At 41.9% G+C, this 21,105-nt stretch carries 19 protein-coding genes; 17 read left to right on the top strand and 2 right to left on the bottom strand.

All coding sequences use genetic code 11. From position 1 onward, the window contains the following. The first annotated feature begins 140 nt into the window (after nucleotides 1–140). The 7 genes from AC058W_RS07655 to AC058W_RS07685 all read left to right on the top strand — a co-directional run bounded on the left by AC058W_RS07655 (nucleotide 141) and on the right by AC058W_RS07685 (nucleotide 7,871). Complete coding sequence (locus tag AC058W_RS07655) at nucleotides 141–1,661, top strand: sugar ABC transporter ATP-binding protein (protein ID WP_117674887.1); 1,521 nt, start codon at nucleotides 141–143, stop codon at nucleotides 1,659–1,661. Next, nucleotides 1,661–2,716: an ABC transporter permease gene (locus tag AC058W_RS07660; RefSeq protein ID WP_118590667.1), complete on the top strand. Its 1,056-nt coding sequence runs from the start codon at nucleotides 1,661–1,663 to the stop codon at nucleotides 2,714–2,716. Before AC058W_RS07655 ends, AC058W_RS07660 begins: the two co-directional genes overlap by 1 nt. Continuing rightward, entirely contained in the window at nucleotides 2,716–3,741 is a 1,026-nt protein-coding gene (locus AC058W_RS07665) for an ABC transporter permease subunit (protein WP_117674885.1), read from the top strand. Before AC058W_RS07660 ends, AC058W_RS07665 begins: the two co-directional genes overlap by 1 nt. 473 nt (nucleotides 3,742–4,214) lie before the next feature. Further along, nucleotides 4,215–5,075 carry a class I SAM-dependent methyltransferase gene (locus AC058W_RS07670; RefSeq protein WP_117674884.1) on the top strand — a complete coding sequence of 287 codons (861 nt, stop codon included), beginning with the start codon at nucleotides 4,215–4,217 and terminating at the stop codon, nucleotides 5,073–5,075. Nucleotides 5,076–5,105: 30 nt separating this feature from the next. Further along, complete coding sequence (locus AC058W_RS07675; RefSeq protein ID WP_118411269.1) at nucleotides 5,106–5,969, top strand: YitT family protein; 864 nt, start codon at nucleotides 5,106–5,108, stop codon at nucleotides 5,967–5,969. A gap of 180 nt (nucleotides 5,970–6,149) precedes the next feature. Continuing rightward, entirely contained in the window at nucleotides 6,150–6,335 is a 186-nt protein-coding gene (locus AC058W_RS07680) for a hypothetical protein (protein ID WP_117674882.1), read from the top strand. Nucleotides 6,336–6,557: 222 nt separating this feature from the next. Further along, the gene (locus AC058W_RS07685; protein ID WP_117674881.1) at nucleotides 6,558–7,871 is read left to right on the top strand and encodes a phosphodiester glycosidase family protein; all 1,314 of its coding nucleotides are present in this window, start codon (nucleotides 6,558–6,560) and stop codon (nucleotides 7,869–7,871) included. Here the strand turns inward: AC058W_RS07685 and AC058W_RS07690 are convergent. Next, a complete protein-coding gene (locus AC058W_RS07690; protein WP_178761628.1) occupies nucleotides 7,856–8,017 on the bottom strand; it encodes a hypothetical protein in 162 nt (53 codons plus the stop codon). The two genes, AC058W_RS07685 and AC058W_RS07690, sit on opposite strands and share 16 nt — an antisense overlap. Before the next feature lie 934 nt (nucleotides 8,018–8,951). Between AC058W_RS07690 and AC058W_RS07695 the strand changes: the two genes are divergently transcribed. The 5 genes from AC058W_RS07695 to AC058W_RS07715 all read left to right on the top strand — a co-directional run bounded on the left by AC058W_RS07695 (nucleotide 8,952) and on the right by AC058W_RS07715 (nucleotide 15,188). Beyond that, on the top strand, nucleotides 8,952–10,238 hold the full coding sequence (locus AC058W_RS07695) for an aspartate aminotransferase type Ic (RefSeq protein WP_118590671.1): 1,287 nt from the start codon (nucleotides 8,952–8,954) through the stop codon (nucleotides 10,236–10,238). A 112-nt stretch (nucleotides 10,239–10,350) separates the two neighbouring features. After that, the gene (locus AC058W_RS07700; protein ID WP_118137932.1) at nucleotides 10,351–11,730 is read left to right on the top strand and encodes a L,D-transpeptidase family protein; all 1,380 of its coding nucleotides are present in this window, start codon (nucleotides 10,351–10,353) and stop codon (nucleotides 11,728–11,730) included. A gap of 12 nt (nucleotides 11,731–11,742) precedes the next feature. Next, complete coding sequence (locus AC058W_RS07705; protein ID WP_118247903.1) at nucleotides 11,743–12,777, top strand: D-alanine--D-alanine ligase family protein; 1,035 nt, start codon at nucleotides 11,743–11,745, stop codon at nucleotides 12,775–12,777. Nucleotides 12,778–12,913: 136 nt separating this feature from the next. Then, entirely contained in the window at nucleotides 12,914–14,284 is a 1,371-nt protein-coding gene (locus AC058W_RS07710; protein WP_118590681.1) for a UDP-N-acetylmuramoyl-tripeptide--D-alanyl-D-alanine ligase, read from the top strand. A 307-nt stretch (nucleotides 14,285–14,591) separates the two neighbouring features. After that, the gene (locus AC058W_RS07715) at nucleotides 14,592–15,188 is read left to right on the top strand and encodes a hypothetical protein (RefSeq protein ID WP_117844371.1); all 597 of its coding nucleotides are present in this window, start codon (nucleotides 14,592–14,594) and stop codon (nucleotides 15,186–15,188) included. 133 nt (nucleotides 15,189–15,321) lie between these two features. Here the strand turns inward: AC058W_RS07715 and AC058W_RS07720 are convergent, their stop codons facing one another. Continuing rightward, on the bottom strand, nucleotides 15,322–15,597 hold the full coding sequence (locus AC058W_RS07720; RefSeq protein WP_117674877.1) for a hypothetical protein: 276 nt from the start codon (nucleotides 15,595–15,597) through the stop codon (nucleotides 15,322–15,324). Between the two features lie 624 nt (nucleotides 15,598–16,221). Between AC058W_RS07720 and AC058W_RS07725 the strand changes: the two genes are divergently transcribed. The 5 genes from AC058W_RS07725 to AC058W_RS07745 all read left to right on the top strand — a co-directional run. Continuing rightward, nucleotides 16,222–17,247 carry an ABC transporter substrate-binding protein gene (locus tag AC058W_RS07725; RefSeq protein ID WP_479389917.1) on the top strand — a complete coding sequence of 342 codons (1,026 nt, stop codon included), beginning with the start codon at nucleotides 16,222–16,224 and terminating at the stop codon, nucleotides 17,245–17,247. Continuing rightward, nucleotides 17,183–17,578, top strand: coding sequence for a hypothetical protein (locus AC058W_RS07730; protein ID WP_479389918.1), 396 nt, complete (start codon nucleotides 17,183–17,185; stop codon nucleotides 17,576–17,578). The genes AC058W_RS07725 and AC058W_RS07730 overlap by 65 nt, the downstream gene beginning before the upstream one ends. Before the next feature lie 199 nt (nucleotides 17,579–17,777). Next, a complete protein-coding gene (locus AC058W_RS07735) occupies nucleotides 17,778–18,671 on the top strand; it encodes a carbohydrate ABC transporter permease (RefSeq protein WP_117674875.1) in 894 nt (297 codons plus the stop codon). 4 nt (nucleotides 18,672–18,675) lie between these two features. After that, a complete protein-coding gene (locus AC058W_RS07740; protein ID WP_117844372.1) occupies nucleotides 18,676–19,536 on the top strand; it encodes a carbohydrate ABC transporter permease in 861 nt (286 codons plus the stop codon). Nucleotides 19,537–19,846: 310 nt separating this feature from the next. Then, nucleotides 19,847–21,105: hydratase (locus AC058W_RS07745; RefSeq protein WP_479389919.1), on the top strand; the 1,259-nt coding region annotated here is incomplete at its 3' end.

Genomic DNA, 21,105 nt, shown 5'->3' on the forward strand with positions numbered 1-21,105 from the left:
TAAAATCCGGAGCGTGGTTCATAATTCGGAGAAACCCGGGTTGCGGACCACGCTACCTTTATGCCATGAATTAACCCGCTTTACTGAAAATATTCAGTGATGAGGGGTAAAAACCAGTATAGAAAGCAGGTGGAAAGATTATGGAACAAAATGTAGTATTGGAGATGCGTGATATTTCCAAAAATTTCACTGGCGTCCGTGCCCTTTCCCATGTGGACTTTACCCTTCGTAAAGGTGAAATCCACGCACTGATGGGGGAGAACGGTGCAGGTAAATCAACACTGATCAAGGTGCTGACCGGTGTTCATGAATTTGAAAGCGGTTCTATTCATATGGCTGGAAACAGTAATGCAATTGTAAATCATTCTCCGCAGGAGGCACAGGCAAATGGTATCAGTACTGTATATCAGGAAGTAAACCTCTGTCCGAACCTGACTGTTGCCGAAAATCTCTTTATCGGCAGAGAGCCAAGAAAGTTCGGAATGATTGATTGGAAGCAGATGAATGAGCGCTCAGGAAAACTTCTTGAGAGCCTGGACATTCATGTGCCGCCAACACAGATGCTGGAAGAGTGTTCCATCGCTATCCAGCAGATGATCGCAATTGCCCGTGCAGTTGATATGAAATGTCACGTGCTGATCCTCGATGAGCCAACTTCTTCACTTGATGATGACGAAGTTGAGAAGCTGTTTGTACTTATGAGAAGACTTCGTGATGAAGGGGTAGGTATTATCTTCGTTACCCATTTCCTTGAGCAGGTATATGCAGTCTGCGACAGAATCACAGTTCTTCGTAACGGTGAGCTGGTAGGAGAGTATGAGACAAAAGATCTTCCAAGAGTTATGCTGGTTGCTAAGATGATGGGTAAAGACTTTGATGACCTTGCTGATATCAAAGGCGAGCACAAAGATAAGAAATCGAAGAATCCGGAACCTGTTATCGAAGCCAAGGGAATTTCCCATAAAGGAACGATTAAGCCATTTGACCTTACAATTAACAAAGGAGAGGTTATCGGTCTTACCGGTCTTCTTGGTTCAGGACGTTCTGAACTTGTACGTGCAATCTATGGCGCAGACAGGGCAGAGACAGGAACCCTTAAGGTAAAAGGCAAAGAAGCAAAGATCAACAGTCCTCTGGATGCCATGAAACTTGGTATGGCATATCTTCCGGAAGACAGAAAAGCAGAAGGTATCATTGCAGACCTTTCTGTAAGAGAAAATATTATTATAGCGCTCCAGGCTAAACGTGGTATGTTCCATCCATTAAGTAAAAAAGAAATGGAGGAGGCAGCCGATAAGTATATTAAATTGCTGCAGATTAAGACAGCCAGCCGCGAGACACCAATCAAGAGCCTGTCTGGTGGTAATCAGCAGAAGGTTATCCTTGGCAGATGGCTTCTGACAAATCCGGATTATCTGATTTTGGATGAGCCAACCCGAGGCATTGATATCGGTACTAAGACTGAGATTCAGAAACTGGTTCTTGATCTTGCAGATCAGGGAATGGCAGTTACATTTATCTCCTCAGAGGTTGAGGAAATGCTCCGTACCTGTTCCCGTATGGCAGTCCTTCGTGATGGTCAGAAGGTTGGTGAGCTGGAAGAGGATGAACTTTCCCAGAGCGGAGTTATGAAAGCTATTGCCGGAGGTGACGATAAATAATGAATAAGAGTAAATTAAAGAAAATAACAAGTGCGCGTCTGTTTCTTCCTATCGTGTGTCTCATCGCCGTACTTTTGCTAAATGTGCTCAAGACACCGGACTTCTTTAATGTATCTATCCGAAACGGCGTACTCTACGGTTATATTATTGACGTTATCAACCGAGCTTCAGAGCTGGTTATCCTTGCAATCGGTATGACACTGGTAACAGCAGCATCAGGTGGACAGGATATCAGTGTTGGTGCGATCATGGCTGTTGCAGCTGCTGTTTGCTGCCAGATCCTTTCAGGTGGACAGGTTTCTGTAAACGAATATCAGAATTCTATTATCATTGCAGTAATTGCAGCACTTCTTGCATCTGCATTATGTGGTGCATTTAACGGATTTCTGGTTGCCAAGCTGAACATTCAGCCGATGGTTGCAACATTGATTCTTTACACAGCAGGCCGTGGTATTGCACAGCTTATAACAAATGGACAGATTACTTACATCCGTGTGGATTCCTTTAAGATGGCAGGCGGATACATTGGAAAATGCCCGATTCCAACTCCGATTTTCTTTGCAATCATTACTGTTGCAGTTGTATATCTGATTCTGAAGAAAACAGCTCTTGGTCTTTACATAGAGAGCGTTGGTATCAACGGAAAAGCAGCCCGCCTTGTCGGATTAAATTCCACAATGATCAAATTCCTTACTTATGTGATCTGTGGTGTACTGGCAGGTATCGCCGGAATCGTAGCATCCAGCCGTATCTATTCCGCAGATGCAAACAACATTGGTCTTAACCTGGAAATGGATGCCATCCTCGCAGTTGCACTTGGCGGAAACTTCCTTGGCGGCGGTAAATTCAGTCTGATCGGCTCTGTAATTGGTGCCTATACAATTCAGGCTCTGACCACAACACTCTATGCAATGAACGTAAAGGCTGACCAGCTTCCTGTATATAAGGCAATCGTGGTTGTCATCATCGTTACTCTGCAGAGTGATGTATTTAAGAAATATATTGCCGGCTTAAAAGCAAAGAAAAGCGTGGCAGCAGAAGGAGGTCAGAAGTAATGAAAGCAAATGGAATGCAGAAAAAGAAAATGACAGGAAACGGCTTCCTGCTTCTGATAACTATCGCATTATTCGCAGTAATGTATATCGCAGGTATGATCATCTTTGCTGATAAAGGTTTTGCAAAACCTCAGATGTTTCTGAACCTGTTTGTATCCAATGCAGGCCTTCTGGTTATTGCGTGTGGACTTACGATTGTAATGATCACAGGTGGTATTGATATTTCCGTAGGTTCTGTAACAGCACTTGTTTGTATGGTTCTTGCAGATCTGATGGAGAATAAAGGTGTTAATACATATGTGGCAGTTTTAGTTGCACTGCTGATTGGTGTTGCTTTTGGTATTGTACAGGGATTTCTGGTGGCTTATCTTGATATCCAGCCATTTATCGTAACTTTAGCAGGTATGTTCTTTGGACGTGGTATGACAGCTATCATCAGTACAGATATGATTTCTATTAAGAATGAATTGTTCCTGAAATGGGCTAACTATCGTTTCTATATGCCTTTTGGTTCTACTAATAAAAAAGGGAAATTCATTCCAGCGTACATTCCACCGACAGTTGTGATTGCATTGATCGTTGTAATTATTATTGCAGTTCTTCTGAAATATCGTAAATTTGGACGTAAACTTTATGCAATCGGTGGTAATCGTCAGAGTGCATTGATGATGGGGCTGAATGTTAAGAAGACTATGTTCCAGGCTTATATTCTGGATGGTTTCCTTGCAGGTCTTGGTGGATTCCTGTTCTGCTTAAACAGCTGTGCAGGTTTCGTAGAGCAGGCGAAAGGTCTTGAGATGGATGCGATTTCATCAGCGGTTATTGGTGGTACACTTCTTTCTGGTGGTGTTGGTACTCCAATCGGTACTCTGTTTGGTGTTCTGATTAAGGGTACAATTTCCAGTTTGATTACTACTCAGGGTACTTTGTCAAGTTGGTGGGTAAGAATTATTCTTTCTGTACTGCTTTGCTTCTTTATTGTTATTCAGTCTGTGATTGCTTCTATGAAGAAGAAAAGTAAATAAGGTGTGATTATGCAAGCTGGAGCTCGTATAGAGTTCTGGCTTGTTTTTTTGTATTAACGGGGACGCGCGAAGCAGCATCTCTCTGTGGGTTCAGTTCTGGGGGCTAAGTAACTCTAAGACCGAGGAAATCCGCTAAAAGCATGAAGAAAAATGCAAAACTCGCTCCGTTGCAAACTTCGCTCAGACACGTTGCTATTTTTCTTCATAACGCGGATTCCCTCGGCCTAAGAGTTACTAAGCCCCCTCCAAATTCACCCACAGAGAGATGCTGCATCGCGCTGGGAATTGGCTGTGGGAAATGAGAATTGTATGTTCCGCGTAATTTATAAATAGTGCTTTAGTTGTTTATAACTGCGAATTATGAGGGTTTGCTTGATATTGAGAAAGTTTTACTTTATACTTTAGGCAGTAAAAATAGAAGAGTGTTACCAATTATAAAAGGTAGGTACTTATTTAGGAGGATAAAATAGAAGATGTGGATTGCAGATGGATGGAAAGAATATGAGGTAATTGATACTTCCTGTGGGGAGAAGCTGGAGCGTTGGGGGGATTATCTTCTGGTGAGACCGGACCCGCAGGTTATCTGGGATACACCTAAGGTGAATAAGGGCTGGAAACATATGAATGGTCATTATCACAGAAGTAAGAAAGGCGGCGGTGAATGGGAGTTTTTTGATCTGCCGGAGCAGTGGGATATTCATTATAAGGATCTTACCTTTCATTTAAAGCCATTTAGTTTTAAACATACAGGTCTTTTCCCGGAGCAGGCTACAAACTGGGATTGGTTTGGAGATAAGATTCGTAATGCGGGACGTCCGGTGAAGGTGCTGAATCTTTTTGCTTACACTGGCGGTGCGACTTTGGCGGCGGCAGCTGCGGGAGCGTCTGTTACTCATGTAGATGCTTCTAAGGGTATGGTTACCTGGGCAAAGGAGAATGCGGTGGCTTCCGGTTTAGGGGATGCGCCGATCCGCTGGCTGGTGGATGACTGCGTGAAGTTTGTGGAGCGTGAGATCCGCAGAGGAAATCATTATGATGCGATTATTATGGATCCGCCTTCTTATGGCCGTGGACCGAAAGGGGAGATCTGGAAGATTGAGGATTGTATTCATGATCTGATTAAGCTTTGTACGAAGATTCTCAGTGATGATCCATTATTTTTCCTGATCAATTCTTATACAACCGGGCTGGCACCGGCGGTTCTGACTTATATGCTTTCTACGGAGCTTAAGAAGTTTGATGGTCGTGTGGATTCTCAGGAAATCGGGCTTCCGGTAAGTTCTAACGGACTGGTTCTGCCATGTGGTGCTTCCGGTAGATGGGAAGCAAAATAAACAAAATAAGAATAGTGTGAGATGTAAAAGATGAAAGAACTTAATTTAAAACACGAAGCTAAGCGTTACGGCTGTGCGGTTCTGGCAGCTACGATCATGGCTTTGAATATTAAAACGTTTGTGCGTGCAGGCGGTCTTTTTCCGGGAGGGTTTACAGGGCTTACACTGTTGATCCAGAATATTTTTCAGACATTTATGGGGATTGCGATTCCATATACACTTATTAATGTGTTACTGAATTCGATTCCGGTATTTATTGGTCTGAAGTTTATTGGAAAGAAGTTTACGATCAGTTCCTGCTGTGTGATCGTGCTGTCAGGTCTGCTTACGGATATTATTCCGAGTCAGCCAATCACTTATGATACGTTGCTTATCAGTATTTTTGGTGGTCTGATCAATGGTCTTTGTATCAGCCTTTGTCTGATCGGTAATACAAGTACCGGCGGAACGGATTTTATTGCGATTTATTTCTCTGAGAAGAGTGGCAGGGATATCTGGAATTATATTTTATGTGGAAATGCGGTGATCCTGACGGTTGCAGGTCTGTTGTTTGGATGGGACAGGGCACTGTATTCTATTATTTTCCAGTTTACTTCTACACAGGTGATTCAGATGCTGCACCAGAGATATAAGAAGCATACGTTGTTTATTATTACAAAGGAACCTTACCAGATTTATGAGGAAATCTTTAAACTGACGAATCATACGGCGACGCGCTTTGAAGGAACTGGATGTTATACGGATGAGAAGACCAGCATGATTTATTCTGTTGTGTCTACGGAAGAAGCGAAGTTTTTGGTAAAGCAGGTACATGAGATCGATCCGAAAGCCTTTGTAAATATCATCAAAACCGACTACATAAACGGAAGATTTTACCAGAAAACAGATTATTAATTACTTGTATTCTCCTTTTGTTAAAGTATAATGAAAGTACAAGAATTGTTGTTCATACGCCTGATACATGACAGGGATATTTGATATAGGATTTTTTGCTTTGAAGGGTGAATTGCCTGTGTTATTTTCTGAAGCTGTTATAGGTGGAGTGGGCAGCAATGTATAAGGAGGGTGATATTTATGAGCAATGCAACCGAAAGCACGCTTCCTCTCAACAGTAAAACAGGTTATGACCGTAAAGCCTGTAAGACGTGCGCCTGTTCCACCTGTTATGAACAGGAATTCTGCGACCGATGCAGTTCCTGCCAGAATCTGTCCCGGAAACTGGACCGGTGCAATGCCTATGAGGGAGCATATAACTATTAACCCTGAACCAAAAGCCGCTGTGTGATGCAGCGGTTTTTATGCTATTGTTTTGCATAAGATATTTGTGTGTAGTCAAAATCCTGAGGCACATAAACTTCCAACTATATGGATTCCTGAAAATTACAGATTTACCATATGATTCTGATATTATTATATCGTTGTTCCGATAATTTTTAATTATTGAGGAAAAGAACTCTAAATATAAATATTACAGGAGGCAGGATGAAAAGAAAATTAAACCTCAGAAAATTTATTATATTCCTGGTATTAGTATTATTTGTGGCAGCAGGTAGCACGGTACGTACAGTTTCTGTACAGGCGGCAACATATGTCAAACAGCAGAATACATCAGTCAGCATCACATCGAAGAAAACCGGCTGGCAGAAGATCAATGGAGCCTATTATTTTTATAATTCAAAAGGCAGAATGATATGTGGATCCTTTAAGTACAAAGGATATTATTACTACTGCACAGCCAATGGCAAACGTTTCACCGGCTGGATGAAACGTTCCGGAAATAAATACTATTATAACCGCAAAAACGGCGCAATGTTCCGCAATCGCTGGGCGACAGGAGATAAATATACTTACTATTTCGATAATTCCGGTATTGCCATCGCCAGTAAGTGGCTTACCCAAAATGGAAAGAAATACTATTTTCTCAGCAATTCAACCATGGCAAAAGGCTGGCAGAAAATAGGCGGATATTATTACTATTTCAGCAAAAAAACAGGAGTACTTGCGACAAATACCTGGGTTGGCAACTATTATGTCAACAGCAAAGGCCGGCGAGTGAAAGCTTCAGACTCAAAACCAACAGTCAGCCAGAGTGGAAACACCTATACATACAAAAGCAGCACCTTAAATATTAAACTCTCCCGCAAATCAGTCCATGGAATATCCTACTGGGTAGCGCACATAAAAACAGCTAACGCCAAACAGCTGAAATCCGCCCTTTCCAATGGAACCTACGGTGGCCAGCGCCAGACCACTTCCAACGCAGTATCCTCCAACGGAGGAGTAATAGGCGTAAATGGCAGCGCCTTTGACTACGGCACAGGAAAACCATCTCCATTAGGTATGTGCATCAAAAACGGAATCATTTACGGCGACTACATGACCAGTTACTCCGTCATGGCAGTCAAAAACGATGGAACCATTTATACTCCCGCACAAGGCTTGATGGGCAAAGACCTCCTCGCCGCCGGAGTAAAAGACACCTACAACTTCGGCCCTATCCTGATCCAGAACGGGGAAGCCCAGCTCCCATGGGCAGAAACAGAGAAATACTATCCCCGCACAGCAGTAGGAATGGTAAAACCAAACGACTACGTTCTCCTTGTAACAGACACCGGAACCTACAACGGCTTAAACCACTGGGATATGGTAAACATATTCAAATCCTATGGCTGTACCTACGCCTACAACCTGGACGGCGGCGGCTCCGCAACCTTATACTTCAATGGCAAAGTAATGAACAAACTGATCGGAAACACCCAGCGCCCATGCGCTGACTTCCTCTACTTCACCCGATAACTTTTATCCTGGTAATCTTTTTCCAGATAATAATCACGCCTGCTCGCACACGCCGCCAGCGCCCAACACACCAAAACCAGCAGGGCAGCCCCAATAGCCAGCAACGCAAGCAGGACAACAATAAACACACGAATCAACAAAGACATAAAGAACCTCCTTTCAGATAAGAGTATCAAAAACGAAAAACAGCTCTTGTTTATAAGATATGATTTTTGAAGGTATTTATACACTTGGATAAGCCAGGCATATATTCATAGTTAAAACGGGGAACTTACTTGATTCGTAAAAAGATATCAGACTATTCCTGACAGGAATAATTCAGAAAATGAAAAGATCTGCCAGAGAGTGTTTGAAAAATGTTTTTTGCAAGATGCATGTCACAATTTTGGAGAATGATTTTTCGAACACGCTCTAACTATAGTATTTCCAGAAATGCTATAAATTTAATATACGCTGTTATACTCAAAAAGGCAAGCCGAAACTCTCGATGAATTTCGACCTTGCCTTTAAAATTAAATTACTGTTCACTCCGTTCTCAGTAATACACATTGTAATATAAAAAATTTATGCGATTAGCATAAATTAAGTGATACTCCATGGGCTATGCACAAGGAGGTTTATATTTCCTGCGTAACAACATCCCAGCCACTTTATCACTTCCACATCCAGTTCCCAGCGTGAAGCATATTCTCTTGCCAGGTGAATTTGGAGGGAGCTTAGTAACTCTTAGGCGGGAAAATTCTGCGTTATGAAGAAAAATAGCAACGTGTCTGAGCGAAGTTTGCAACGGAGCGAGTTTTGCATTTTTCTTCATGCTTTTAGCAGAATTTTCCCACCTTAGAGTTACTTAGCTCCCGGAACTGAACCTGGCAAGAGAATATGCTTCGCGCGTCCCTCGTCAAGAAAGCATTCTCTCCGTGTTTTTGGTAAAATATTAACAATTCCCCAAAAACACTTGACAACCACAACTTTACCATACTAAAATGTAAAAAGCATAAAAAATGTTGCCACAGGAAAAACAAATGATTGCAGTATACGGAATCACCCCTTTCCACCTATGGCAGAACAAGGAGGAATATTATGAAAAAATACAGCGACATGAGCAGAGAAGAACTGCTTGCACTCAAAGCACAGCTGGATAAAGAATACGCAGACATCAAAGCACAGGGACTTGCCCTCGACATGTCACGTGGTAAGCCGGCAGTCGATCAGCTTGATCTTTCCATGGGATTAATGGACGTATTAAGCAGCGACTCAGACCTCAAATGTGAAACAGGTGTAGACTGCCGTAACTACGGTGTGATCGACGGTATTCCGGAAGCAAAACGTCTCCTTGGCGAAATGTCCGAAGTAGATCCTGACCACATCATCATCTACGGAAACTCCAGCCTTAACGTAATGTTCGACAGCATCGCACGTTCCATGACTCACGGCGTAATGGGAAATACACCATGGTGTAAACTTGACAAAGTAAAATTCCTCTGTCCTGTACCAGGATACGACCGTCATTTCAAAATCACAGAATTCTTCGGAATCGAAATGATCAACGTACCAATGACACCACAGGGTCCGGACATGGATATGGTAGAGAAACTTGTCAGCGAAGATGCAGCAATCAAAGGTATCTGGTGTGTACCGAAATACTCTAACCCACAGGGCTACACATACTCCAAAGAAACAGTAGAACGTTTCGCAAGACTGAAACCGGCAGCACCTGACTTCCGTATTTACTGGGATAACGCATACAGCATCCATCATCTCTATGATGAGAACCAGGACTTCCTCGTAGAGATCCTTGAGGAATGTACAAAAGCCGGAAATCCTGATATTGTATACAAATTTACATCAACATCAAAGGTAAGCTTCCCAGGATCCGGTATCGCAGCAGTAGCCGCTTCCAAAGCAAACCTGGAAGATTTCCGCAGCTACATGCAGATCCAGACAATCGGTCATGATAAATTAAACCAGTTACGTCACGTAAAATTTTTCAAAGACCTTGACGGACTTCATGCACATATGAGAAAACATGCAGCAATCATCCGTCCGAAATTCGAACTGGTTCTTGATACATTAGAGAAAGAACTCGGCGGCCTTGGAATCGGTGAGTGGACAAAACCACATGGCGGATACTTCATCTCCTTTGACTCCATGGAAGGATGCGCAAAAGCAATCGTTGCCAAAGCAAAAGAAGCAGGCGTTGTGCTTACAGGTGCCGGAGCAACATATCCATACGGAAAAGACCCGAAAGATTCCAATATCCGTATCGCGCCAAGCTTCCCGACACTGGAAGACCTTGGAAAAGCAGCAGAAGTATTTGTACTCTGTGTAAAACTCACAAGTGTAGAGAAATTACTGGAGAACGCTTAAAACAGAATAAACTGTATTTTACTTTCAGGATAAATAATGTATACTAAAACTGCCCGGCATAATCATTTGCCGGGCGGTTGCTGTTTATAAATAAGTTTGAAAGGGGAATGTTATGAGCGCCAGAAAGAAGATCATGATCACTCTGATCGTAATTTTACTTCTGTTGACCGCCGGAGTATATGGTTACGGTGTTTACTATTTTACAGAACATTTTTTACCGGGCTCAATGGTGAATGGATTCAACTGCTCTTACATGACAGTAAAAGAATCCGAAGAACTGCTTACAAAGAAAACAGAAGCTTACGTCCTTACGATTAATACCAGAAACAACGGCCAGGAGAGTATTACAGCAGAAGCAGCAGGACTTTCCTATGAGTCAGATGGAAGCGTGGATAACCTGATTAAGAAACAGGCTCGTTTTACCTGGTTTCTTGCCTTTAATCAGCACAAAAATTATGAAATCGCATCATCTGTTAAATATGATGAGCAGAAAGTAAACACAGCTATATCGAACCTCAAATGTATGCAGCCGGAGAACACAACAGAACCGTTAGATGCTCATATCGAAGAGAAAAACGATAAATTTGAGATTGTTCCTGAAGAACAGGGAAATGCCCTGAAGACAGAAGAAACCAGCCAGGATATCATAAATGCCCTTGTCACAGGAAGAACCCCGATCGATCTGGAAGCAGATGGCTGTTACAAAGAACCTGCAGTCTACCAAAATGATGAGACTCTGGTCAGGAACTGTGAGCTGATAAATAAACTTACAGACGTAGTTGTTACCTATGATTTTGATGACCGAACAGAGACAGTAGATAAAGAAGTAATTAAAAACTGGCTGACAACAGACGAAAATGGTCTTTACACACTTGACAAAAATCAGATAGAAGCGTATATCAGTGAACTGGCGGCAAAATATGATACCGTTGGAACCGAACGGACATTTAATACATATGATGGTCGTGAGATTTCTGTCGGCGGAGGTGACTATGGCTGGAAGATCGACCAGAAAGCAGAAACAAAAGAACTGCTTAGCCTGATTCAGAATGGAGAAACTCAGGTCAGAGAGCCGATATATTCTCATGAAGGTCTGGTACGAAAGACAAATGATATCGGATATACTTATATAGAGATTGACCTGACCGCCCAGAGAATGGTATTCTATAAGGATGGAATACCTACTGCGGATGCGCAGATCGTATCCGGAAATCCGTTTGTGCCAAACTGTGCAACACCGACAGGCTGCTATACAGTAGGTGAGATAAAGAGCGGATGCACCGTAAACGGAGAAGATTATCCTTCAGCAGTAAATTACTGGATTCCATTTAACGGAAATCTTGGAATCAATGATGCTCCATGGAGAACGGCTTTCGGAGAACAGCTTTATGAATTCGAGGGAACACATGGAAGTATCTGTGCACCGTCAGATCAGGTACAGATCATATACAGCAATGTTGAGAAGAATACACCAGTTGTGATTTATGAATAAAGGAGAAGAGAAATGAAAATCGTAGTATTAGCGGGAGGAACAAGTACAGAACGTACTGTCTCCATTACATCAGGAACAGGAATTTGTAAGGCATTACGCCAGAAAGGGCATCAGGCTATCCTTGTAGATATTTTCTGTGGTGTTGAGAATGTAAACTGGGAAGATCCATTCCCGGCAGAATATGATGTTGATGCGGCATCTGAATATATGTCAACATTTAATGATAAAATTGAGCAGATGAAGAAGGAAAGAAGAAGCTTTTTCGGACCGAATATTCTGAAACTCTGTGAAGAAGCAGATATCGTTTTCCTTGGACTTCACGGAGCAAACGGAGAAGATGGAAAAGTACAGGCAACTTTTGACCTGATGGGAATCAAATATACAGGAACCGGATATTTAAGCAGCGCCATGGCAATGGATAAGGGAATTACAAAGCAGATGTTCCTTGTGAACAATGTGCCGACACCACGCGGAGTATCTATGACGAAAGAGGAAATGACTACAGACCTGAGTGCATTTGAAATGGAATTCCCTGTAGTTGTAAAAACCTGCTGTGGTGGTTCAAGTGTAGGTGTTTATATTGCAAATGACCAGACAGAATATGAGCAGGCTCTGAAAGACGCATATTCCTACGAGGATGAAGTCGTAATAGAAGAATACATCAAAGGCCGTGAGTTCTCAGTAGCAGTTGTAGACGGCAAGGCATATCCAATCATTGAGATTGCTCCGATACAGGGCTTCTATGATTATAAGAATAAATATCAGGCAGGATCAACGATTGAAACCTGTCCGGCTGAGATTTCACCGGAACTCACAGAGAAAATGCAGCACTACGCAGAAGCAGGTGCAAAGGCATTATTTATGGAAGGCTACTGCCGTCTTGACTTCATGATGAAGGAAAATGGAGATATGTATTGCCTTGAAGCAAACACACTTCCGGGAATGACCCCGACCAGCCTGATTCCTCAGGAAGCGAAAGTCCTGGGAATCGACTATCCGACGTTATGTGAGAAACTGATTGAAGTATCCATGAAGAAATACAAATAATTAATACGGGCTGCGGCATGAAAAGGCAAAAACTCCATTGCCGCAGGCAATCTGAAATTTTGACTGCGTTACTGAGAACGGAGTGAACAGTAATTCAGTATATTATGATAACAGGAAAGAAGAAATAAAAAAGATTATGAAGAATTTAACTCTGGAAAATATCGCACAGGTTTGCGGCGGTACTTACTATGGTTCTGCAGATAAACTGCAGGAAGAGGTAACATCAATCATTACAGACAGTAGAAAAGCAGAGAACGGATGTCTGTTTGTGCCTATCGTGGGAGAGCGTGTGGATGCACATAAATTTATTCCACAGGTAATGGCAGCAGGAGCACTGGCAACTTTATCAGAGCGAGTACTTGAGGACGCAGATTTTCCATACATTGTAGTGGAATCCTCATTACAGGCAGTAAAAGATATTGCGGAATTTTATCTGAAACAGCTTCAGATTCCTGTTGTGGGAATCACAGGAAGTGTAGGAAAGACGAGTACAAAAGAGGTGATTGCTTCTGTGCTGAGTCAGAAATACCGCACACTGAAAACACAGGGAAACTTTAATAATGAACTTGGTCTGCCGCTCACTGTTTTCCGGCTTCGCGACGAAGATGAGATGGCAGTTCTTGAGATGGGAATCAGTGATTTCGGAGAAATGACCAGACTTGCAAAGATCGCAAGACCGGATACCTGCGTAATCACCAATATCGGAACATGTCATCTGGAAAACCTGGGAGACAGAGACGGCGTTCTCAAGGCGAAGACAGAGATTTTCAAGTTCCTGAGACCAGACGGACATATCGTATTAAATGGCGATGATGATAAACTTGCCACAGTCAAAGGCCATGAAGAAATTAAACCTGTATTCTTTGGGATGGACAAAGACTGTCAGGTTTATGGGGATGAAATCGTAAGCAGAGGCTTAAAAGGAATGACCTGTATGATCCACATGGGAGACACTGCATTTAAAGTAGATATCCCAATGCCGGGACGTCATATGGTATATAATGCGCTGGCGGCAGCAGCAGTCGGAAATATTTATGGGCTGACAACTGAGCAGATTAAAACCGGAATCGAGAGTCTTGAGCCAATCAGCGGCCGTTTCAGAATGATTGAGACGGACAAATTCCTGATTGTGGATGACTGCTATAATGCAAATCCAATGTCCATGAAAGCATCCCTGGATGTTCTTCAGGATGGAGCAGGACGAAGAGTTGCGGTTCTTGGCGATATGGGTGAACTTGGTGAGAATGAAGTACAGCTTCACGAAGAAGTGGGCGAGCATGCCGGCAAATGCGATATTGATGTGCTTATCTGTACCGGAAATCTTTGTAAAAAGATGGCAGAGAAAGCACAGCAGACCAATCCGGAACTGAAAGTAATTTATGAACCGGACAGAGAAAGCCTGCTTGCAGATCTGAAAAAAATTGTACAGAATGGAGATACCATTCTTGTAAAAGCTTCTCACTTTATGAAATTTGAAGAAGTAGTCGGGAAATTGCAGAATATGTAAATCAGCGGGTTCCGAATATTTAACAGATCTTTTGATCCTGACATCATAATAAAGGAACAGTAAAGAAACAGAATCTTCTTTTTTATGTGCCAGAGCATGTTTGCAAAAAGTTTTTAAACATACTCTGATACACAAAGAGGGGATTCTGTTTTTTTATGGAAGAATTTGATGAACGATTTTTGTTTCCTGACATGGTTGTCCGCAGTATAATAATTCTATCAGTTTAATCGATCTAGGTAAGTTTCTCTTATTCTTATTGCAGGAAATAATAAGCAATACCGGGAACTGCCGGAATCAGGAGGATGTTATGCTGGAGAAAATCATGGATCTGCATCTCCTGCTTTACGCCATGGTGGTATTGGGCGGACTGGGCGCACTGGGGATGCTGGCAACACATCTTACATACCGAAGACTGATAAGAAAAAATACAGAGACAAGAACAAATCTCAAAGAGAAATGGATGAACCTGTGGAAAACAAGAGACAAGCTGTTAAACCGCATGAACCGGCTTGTATGGTATCCGTCACTTTTTTGTACTGCGCTTTTGGGAGCGGTTTTTTTTCTCTATTCGGGAAATGGAGAATGGGATGGTATGCCGCTGGCATATCTGTATGTGGGTGCGATCATCCCTGCAGCGCTGCTTTTGCTAAGACAGGCACTGGATTTTACGTACAAGGAAGAACTTCTTATGAATACGCTTTCTGATTATGTGGAACATGTCAGAACCTGGGTTGAAGAAGTTCCGGCGGAAAAGAAACCAAACGAAGCTGCAAAGGAAGAAATCATAGATCATATTGCGGAGAGTATCCGTCAGACAGCCGCAGCCGGAAGTCATTTCAGCCGGATGCTTACGCCGGAAGAGGAAGAGATAATGAGAGAAATCATAAGAGAATTTATGGAATAGAAAAATACATGTGAAAAAATATAGAAACTGTTAAGGTATTGAGCAGTTACGAAAAATTTATCTGCAGAACTGCCATGAGATGTCTATAGTAATTCCATGAATATTTCATGGCAGAACAGGCAGATAAAATAAATTAATAATCGTCGTCTTCTTCAATTACCTGAATCTCCAGGTAGTCAAAATCAATCTGTTCTATAAAATTATCCTGATAAAATCTTGCCTTTCCATGTTTCTTAAAATGTTTGATGGTAGACTCCAGCCAGATCGGATTGCCCAGATCCATTTCATAGCAGATACTTTCCAGTCCCCGGAAAATCTTATGAGTCCTGGTATCTTCTGAATCATCACAAATTACAGTGTCTTTTAACAAATGGTTATCTTTCCAGATTTTTCCCCATAAACGAAACATTATATATCCTCCTGATAAACTGCGAAGCAGTTACTTAATATTCGCTGTACTAGTGTACCAACAAGTTGATTTCTTGAACAATCTTACGTCTAAATTTCTTATTTCCGCGTTGTCGTCGGTCGCCGTAGCCACCGCTACGCCTCTCTCCTCCGCCTTGAAATAAGAAAATTTATCCTGCAAGATTGTTTCAAGAATCAACTTGTCGGTACACTAGTATAGCGGATTTGGAATCGGAAGTAAAGGAAAACAAAATATGGAAGAAATCTGGGAGCCGGTGTCGGAATATTAACGAAAACGTTTACGTTTAAAAATTGAAAATTAGTCAGAAATATTGAAAATGTCGAAAAATAGAGGTATATGGTAATGTGCGACGAAAACGATTTGAGTAAAAATACACAATACAAAAGCTTAAATATAATACAATCTATACGAAAAGCATAATTTAAGTAAAAATCCCATTGACAAATTGGATGATATGCTGTTTAATAAAGGAAAGAAAACGATTAAGTAGAGCGAAATCAAACAAAGCTTAATCGAAAAATGTGTTTCGAAAGTATAAGCGTAAGAAACACCACACACCAAAGGGTACGAAATCATTTATTTATTATTAAAGGAGGACACACAATGAAGAAAAAAGTAATGGCAATTGCACTGGCAGCAGCAACAGTATCATCTATGATGGGAGCATCTGTGGCAAGCGCAGCAACAGACGTTGCACAGTCTGATCTTGCTTACAAGGGAGATCTGGAAATCATGCATTACTCCACATCCGAAGAATCTGAAGGAAATGGTGGTTCCGATGGATTCCGTACAGTATTAGCAGCATGGAACGATGCTCATCCGGACATCAACTTAAACGAGAACGTTCTTGCAAACGCAGAATACAAAACACAGATTGCTACTCTTGCAGCAGCTGACAACCTTCCGGATGTATTCCTTCTTCAGGGTATGAATACAAAGGCATGGGCTGAGCAGGGACTGGTCATGGACTTGACAGATACCATTAAAGCTTCTCCATATTATGATCAGTATGATCAGGATTACTTTACACCATTCAAAGATGGCGACAAGATTTACGGCTTCCCTGTACTGACAGGTGGTACCTGTACAGTAGTTATCTATGACAAAGCAATGTGGAAAGAGGCTGGATACGATCAGTTCCCATCAACATGGGAAGATGTTGAGAAAGCTTCCGAATACTTCAAAGAGCAGGGAATCGACACTGTAGCGTTTGGTAATGGTGGAAAATGGCAGGCAAACAGTGACTTCCTTTCTACACTTGGTGACAGATACACAGGTAAAGACTGGTTCCAGAGCCTGATTGACAAGAGCGGCGCAGCATTTACAGATGAAGCGTTTGTAAAAGCTCTGGCAGAAACACAGCACCTGTTTACAGAAACAGATATCTTCAACGAAGATTACAACTCAGTGACAAACGAAGATGCACGTGAATACTATATCTCTGGTGATGCAGCAGCATTCATCGGTGGTAACTGGGATGAATCCTACATTGCAGCAACTCTGAAAGACAGCGATGAAGAGAAATTCAACAACATCGGATTTGCAGTTCTTCCACAGCCTGCAGATGCAACAGAAGATCCGGATTCCCCAGAATATCGGTCTTGGATACGCTGTAGCAATCAATTCTAAGGTTGCAGATGATCCTGATAAATTAGCAGCAGCTATCGACCTTGCACAGGAAGTTACAGGACCTGCATTCTCTACATATGTAGCAGAGAACTATGCACTCGGCGGATTAACAAAGACAGACGATGTTGACCTGGGCAAATTTGACCAGATCACACAGGATTTCTACAACTACTCATATGTTGATACAACAAAATGCGAGATTTATGACTCCTACATCAACAGTGCAGTATGGGATGTTCTTAACACAGACCTTCAGACTATGATGAATGGTGAAATGACACCTGAAGAAGTAGCTGAAAACGCTCAGAAAGCATACGAAGAGAACTATTAATATCTGATTCGAATCGAAGAGGAATCATGCTTCGGTTGCGGATGCAATGAAAAAGTAACCGTTCTGCCCACTGTGGTGGGCGGAACGGTTTTGTATTACTGTTCATTAGGTGATCGGTAATGACAGAATACTATTATATGAATGGGCTGACTTTTCTGTAATAGTATATAGGGATTTTCAGGAAAGAGAGGTACAGCATATGTTGACAACAATTAAGCCCAAAAAGAAAACGCTTATTTTATATTTGCTTGTTCCCGTTTTAATGTTTGTATTTACAGTATTTGTCCCATTGGTAACTGCGCTGGTTTACAGCTTTTTTGAGTGGAAAGGCGGCCCGCAGAAAACATTTAATGGACTTGCTAACTACGTCCAATTGGTTCATGATTCTACATTCTGGCAGTCTTTTGGACATAACCTTTATCTGGTAATTGCATGTATCATCGGACAGATTGGTATCGCATTTATCCTTGTTCTTATGGTAAATGCCAAATCCACTAAATTAAAAGGAATGCATCGTACATTCGGTTTCTTCCCAAGTACGATCGCAGCAGTATGTATTGGTTTGATCTGGAACATGATCTACCACAATAAATATGGTCTGATCAACTGGTTCTTAAGAGCAATCGGAAGACCGGATCTCTGTCAGGTATGGCTGAATAATTCTGATATTGTTATGCTTTGTGTAACGATTCCTCTGATTTGGCAGTTCATTGGATATTATATGGTAATTATTCTTTCTGCTATTTCATCAATTGACTCAGAAATTTTTGAAAGTGCACAGATTGACGGAGCAAATGGAATCCAGACAGCATGGTACATTACTCTGCCATTGATCAAGAACACAATGCTTGTATGTATTACCCTCTGCGTGGCCGGTAATATGAAAGCTTTCGATAACATTTATGTTATGACAAAAGGTGGTCCTGGTACAGCATCCATGGTTATGGCAATGTATGGATATCAGGTATCCTTTAATCAGAGTAACATGGGATATGGTAGCTGTATTTCTGTAGCGATCTTCGTATTGTCTCTCGTGGTAATCGGAGGTTCACAGGGACTTATCAAATATCTGACAAGGGGAAAGGAGGCATAAGATTATGAATAAGAACGTACCTAAAACTCATAAAGTGAGAAACGGGATTGCGGCAGTGATCATGAATGTGATCCTTATCATTTTCTCCCTGTCCTGTATTTTCCCGATCGTATGGATGGTATATTCTTCTCTGAAAGAGAAACGAGTATTTAATGCGGATATCATGGGTCTGCCGAAAAATCCATCATTGATCAACTACATAAAGATTCTCAGCAATAAGGATTATCATCTGGGACAGTCCATGATGAACAGTGTCAGAACAACAGGACTTTCCATTATCCTGATCATTCTGTTCAGCTTTATCGTTGGATATATCCTTGCACGTGTTCATTTCAAACTGAACCGTGTGTTATATGTAATGTTCCTGATGGGTATGCTGATTCCGATTCATTCCCTTCTGGTTCCGATTTATGTTGTATTCCAGAGATGTGGAATCAACAACAGATGGTTTACACTGCTTCTGCCATATGTTTCCTTCGGCCTTCCAATGGGAATCTTCCTGGTAGAAGGTTATGTAAAAACAATTCCGGTTTCACTGGAAGAAGCAGCGGCAATCGATGGAAGTAACTTCACCCATACATTATGGACGATTATTCTTCCTATCTGCCGTCCAATCCTTACAACAGTAGCAATCATTCAGGTGTTCAGCTGCTGGAATGAATTCTCTTTCGCATTGGTATTGCTGAAAAACGTAAGTCTGCAGACCGTACCGCTTGCACTGACACAGTTCAAAGGACAGTTTGCATCTGACTATCCGAAGCAGATGGCAGCCATGCTGATCACGATGGCGCCGGTTGTTGTTCTCTACTTCGCATTCAGTAAAGAAATTATCAAAGGTATGGTATCCGGAGCTGTTAAAGGCTGATTACCATTGGACACTGTACAGTTGGTAATGCCAATACCTCTTATGATTTAGCCAAGAATCCCCTGGAAGGTGTGTGACTCCTTACTTTCCGGGGGATTTCTTTGTCTTGAAATATTTTTATCTCAGATTATTTTACATTTTACAGGTCAGGAAACAGATTAAAAAATGCCTGCAGAGTTTGTTTTTAAGAAAATACTTATCGTCACAGGCTTGATTAATCAATAGGAATACACTATAATTAACTTTAAATTTCCATAAATTAGCGTGTCAAAGTGTACATGGCACAAAAAAACAGAATGGAGGATACATTATGAAATTATACGATACCGGTGTATATTTACTGAATGGTCAGAAGATTGTTCCGGAGAATCAGGCAGATGTTCCTGTTTCCAAAGAGGATGCAGCGAAGAATACCATTGCCTATTCAATTCTGGAAGCACACAATACTTCCGGAAATATGGAGAAGCTTCAGATCAAATTCGATAAACTGACTTCCCATGATATCACTTTTGTTGGTATTATTCAGACAGCCCGCGCTTCGGGACTTGAGAAGTTCCCGGTGCCATATGTCCTGACCAACTGTCATAACTCTCTCTGCGCAGTAGGTGGAACCATTAATGAAGATGACCATATGTTTGGACTTACCTGTGCCAAGAAATATGGCGGCGTATATGTACCGCCTCATCAGGCAGTTATCCATCAGTTTGCAAGAGAAATGCTTGCGGCAGGCGGTAAAATGATCCTCGGTTCCGACAGTCATACCCGTTACGGTGCTCTGGGAACTATGGCAATGGGAGAAGGCGGACCGGAGCTTGTTAAGCAGCTTCTTTCCCAGACTTATGATATCAATATGCCGGGAGTAGTGGCAATCTATCTTACAGGTTCTCCTCGTCCGGGCGTAGGTCCTCAGGACGTTGCCCTTGCAATTATCGGAAAAGTATTTGCGAATGGCTATGTGAAGAATAAAGTTATGGAATTTGTCGGACCTGGTGTTGCTAATTTAAGTGCTGATTTCCGTATCGGTGTGGATGTAATGACAACAGAGACTACCTGTCTTTCCTCTATCTGGCAGACAGATGAGAAGATTCAGGAATTCTATGAGATTCATGGAAGAAGCGAAGATTACAAAGAACTGAAACCAGGCGAAACTGCTTACTATGATGGCTGCGTGGAAATCGACCTTAGCGAGATCAAACCAATGATCGCAATGCCGTTCCATCCAAGCAATACTTATACAATTGATGAACTGAAAGCAAATCTGGATGATATTCTTGCAGATGTTGAGAAGAAAGCACAGATCAGTCTGGACGGAAAAGTTCCTTATACATTAAGAGATAAAGTAGTAGATGGCAAGCTTTATGTAGAGCAGGGAATTATTGCCGGATGTGCCGGTGGCGGTTTTGAGAATATCTGTGCAGCAGCTGATATCCTTAAAGGCAAGAGCATTGGTGCAGATGCATTTACATTAAGTGTTTATCCGGCAAGTACTCCGATTTATATGGAACTGGCTAAGAATGGCGTTCTGGCTGAACTTCTTGCGACAGGTGCTGTTGTAAAAACTGCTTTCTG

Source organism: Blautia sp. CGZ-1-C1 (assembly GCF_056504575.1).

What these genes read in the sequence shown, in the direction of transcription:
- AC058W_RS07705 (WP_118247903.1), top strand. Translation starts at nt 11,743, where the DNA reads ATGAAAATCGTAGTATTAGCGGGAGGAACAAGTACAGAACGTACTGTC.
- AC058W_RS07655 (WP_117674887.1), top strand. Translation starts at nt 141, where the DNA reads ATGGAACAAAATGTAGTATTGGAGATGCGTGATATTTCCAAAAATTTC.
- AC058W_RS07735 (WP_117674875.1), top strand. Translation starts at nt 17,778, where the DNA reads ATGTTGACAACAATTAAGCCCAAAAAGAAAACGCTTATTTTATATTTG.
- AC058W_RS07670 (WP_117674884.1), top strand. Translation starts at nt 4,215, where the DNA reads ATGTGGATTGCAGATGGATGGAAAGAATATGAGGTAATTGATACTTCC.
- AC058W_RS07690 (WP_178761628.1), bottom strand. Translation starts at nt 8,017, where the DNA reads ATGTCTTTGTTGATTCGTGTGTTTATTGTTGTCCTGCTTGCGTTGCTG.
- AC058W_RS07740 (WP_117844372.1), top strand. Translation starts at nt 18,676, where the DNA reads ATGAATAAGAACGTACCTAAAACTCATAAAGTGAGAAACGGGATTGCG.
- AC058W_RS07720 (WP_117674877.1), bottom strand. Translation starts at nt 15,597, where the DNA reads ATGTTTCGTTTATGGGGAAAAATCTGGAAAGATAACCATTTGTTAAAA.
- AC058W_RS07725 (WP_479389917.1), top strand. Translation starts at nt 16,222, where the DNA reads ATGAAGAAAAAAGTAATGGCAATTGCACTGGCAGCAGCAACAGTATCA.
- AC058W_RS07695 (WP_118590671.1), top strand. Translation starts at nt 8,952, where the DNA reads ATGAAAAAATACAGCGACATGAGCAGAGAAGAACTGCTTGCACTCAAA.
- AC058W_RS07660 (WP_118590667.1), top strand. Translation starts at nt 1,661, where the DNA reads ATGAATAAGAGTAAATTAAAGAAAATAACAAGTGCGCGTCTGTTTCTT.
- AC058W_RS07710 (WP_118590681.1), top strand. Translation starts at nt 12,914, where the DNA reads ATGAAGAATTTAACTCTGGAAAATATCGCACAGGTTTGCGGCGGTACT.
- AC058W_RS07665 (WP_117674885.1), top strand. Translation starts at nt 2,716, where the DNA reads ATGAAAGCAAATGGAATGCAGAAAAAGAAAATGACAGGAAACGGCTTC.
- AC058W_RS07675 (WP_118411269.1), top strand. Translation starts at nt 5,106, where the DNA reads ATGAAAGAACTTAATTTAAAACACGAAGCTAAGCGTTACGGCTGTGCG.
- AC058W_RS07680 (WP_117674882.1), top strand. Translation starts at nt 6,150, where the DNA reads ATGAGCAATGCAACCGAAAGCACGCTTCCTCTCAACAGTAAAACAGGT.
- AC058W_RS07685 (WP_117674881.1), top strand. Translation starts at nt 6,558, where the DNA reads ATGAAAAGAAAATTAAACCTCAGAAAATTTATTATATTCCTGGTATTA.
- AC058W_RS07700 (WP_118137932.1), top strand. Translation starts at nt 10,351, where the DNA reads ATGAGCGCCAGAAAGAAGATCATGATCACTCTGATCGTAATTTTACTT.
- AC058W_RS07715 (WP_117844371.1), top strand. Translation starts at nt 14,592, where the DNA reads ATGCTGGAGAAAATCATGGATCTGCATCTCCTGCTTTACGCCATGGTG.
- AC058W_RS07730 (WP_479389918.1), top strand. Translation starts at nt 17,183, where the DNA reads ATGCAACAGAAGATCCGGATTCCCCAGAATATCGGTCTTGGATACGCT.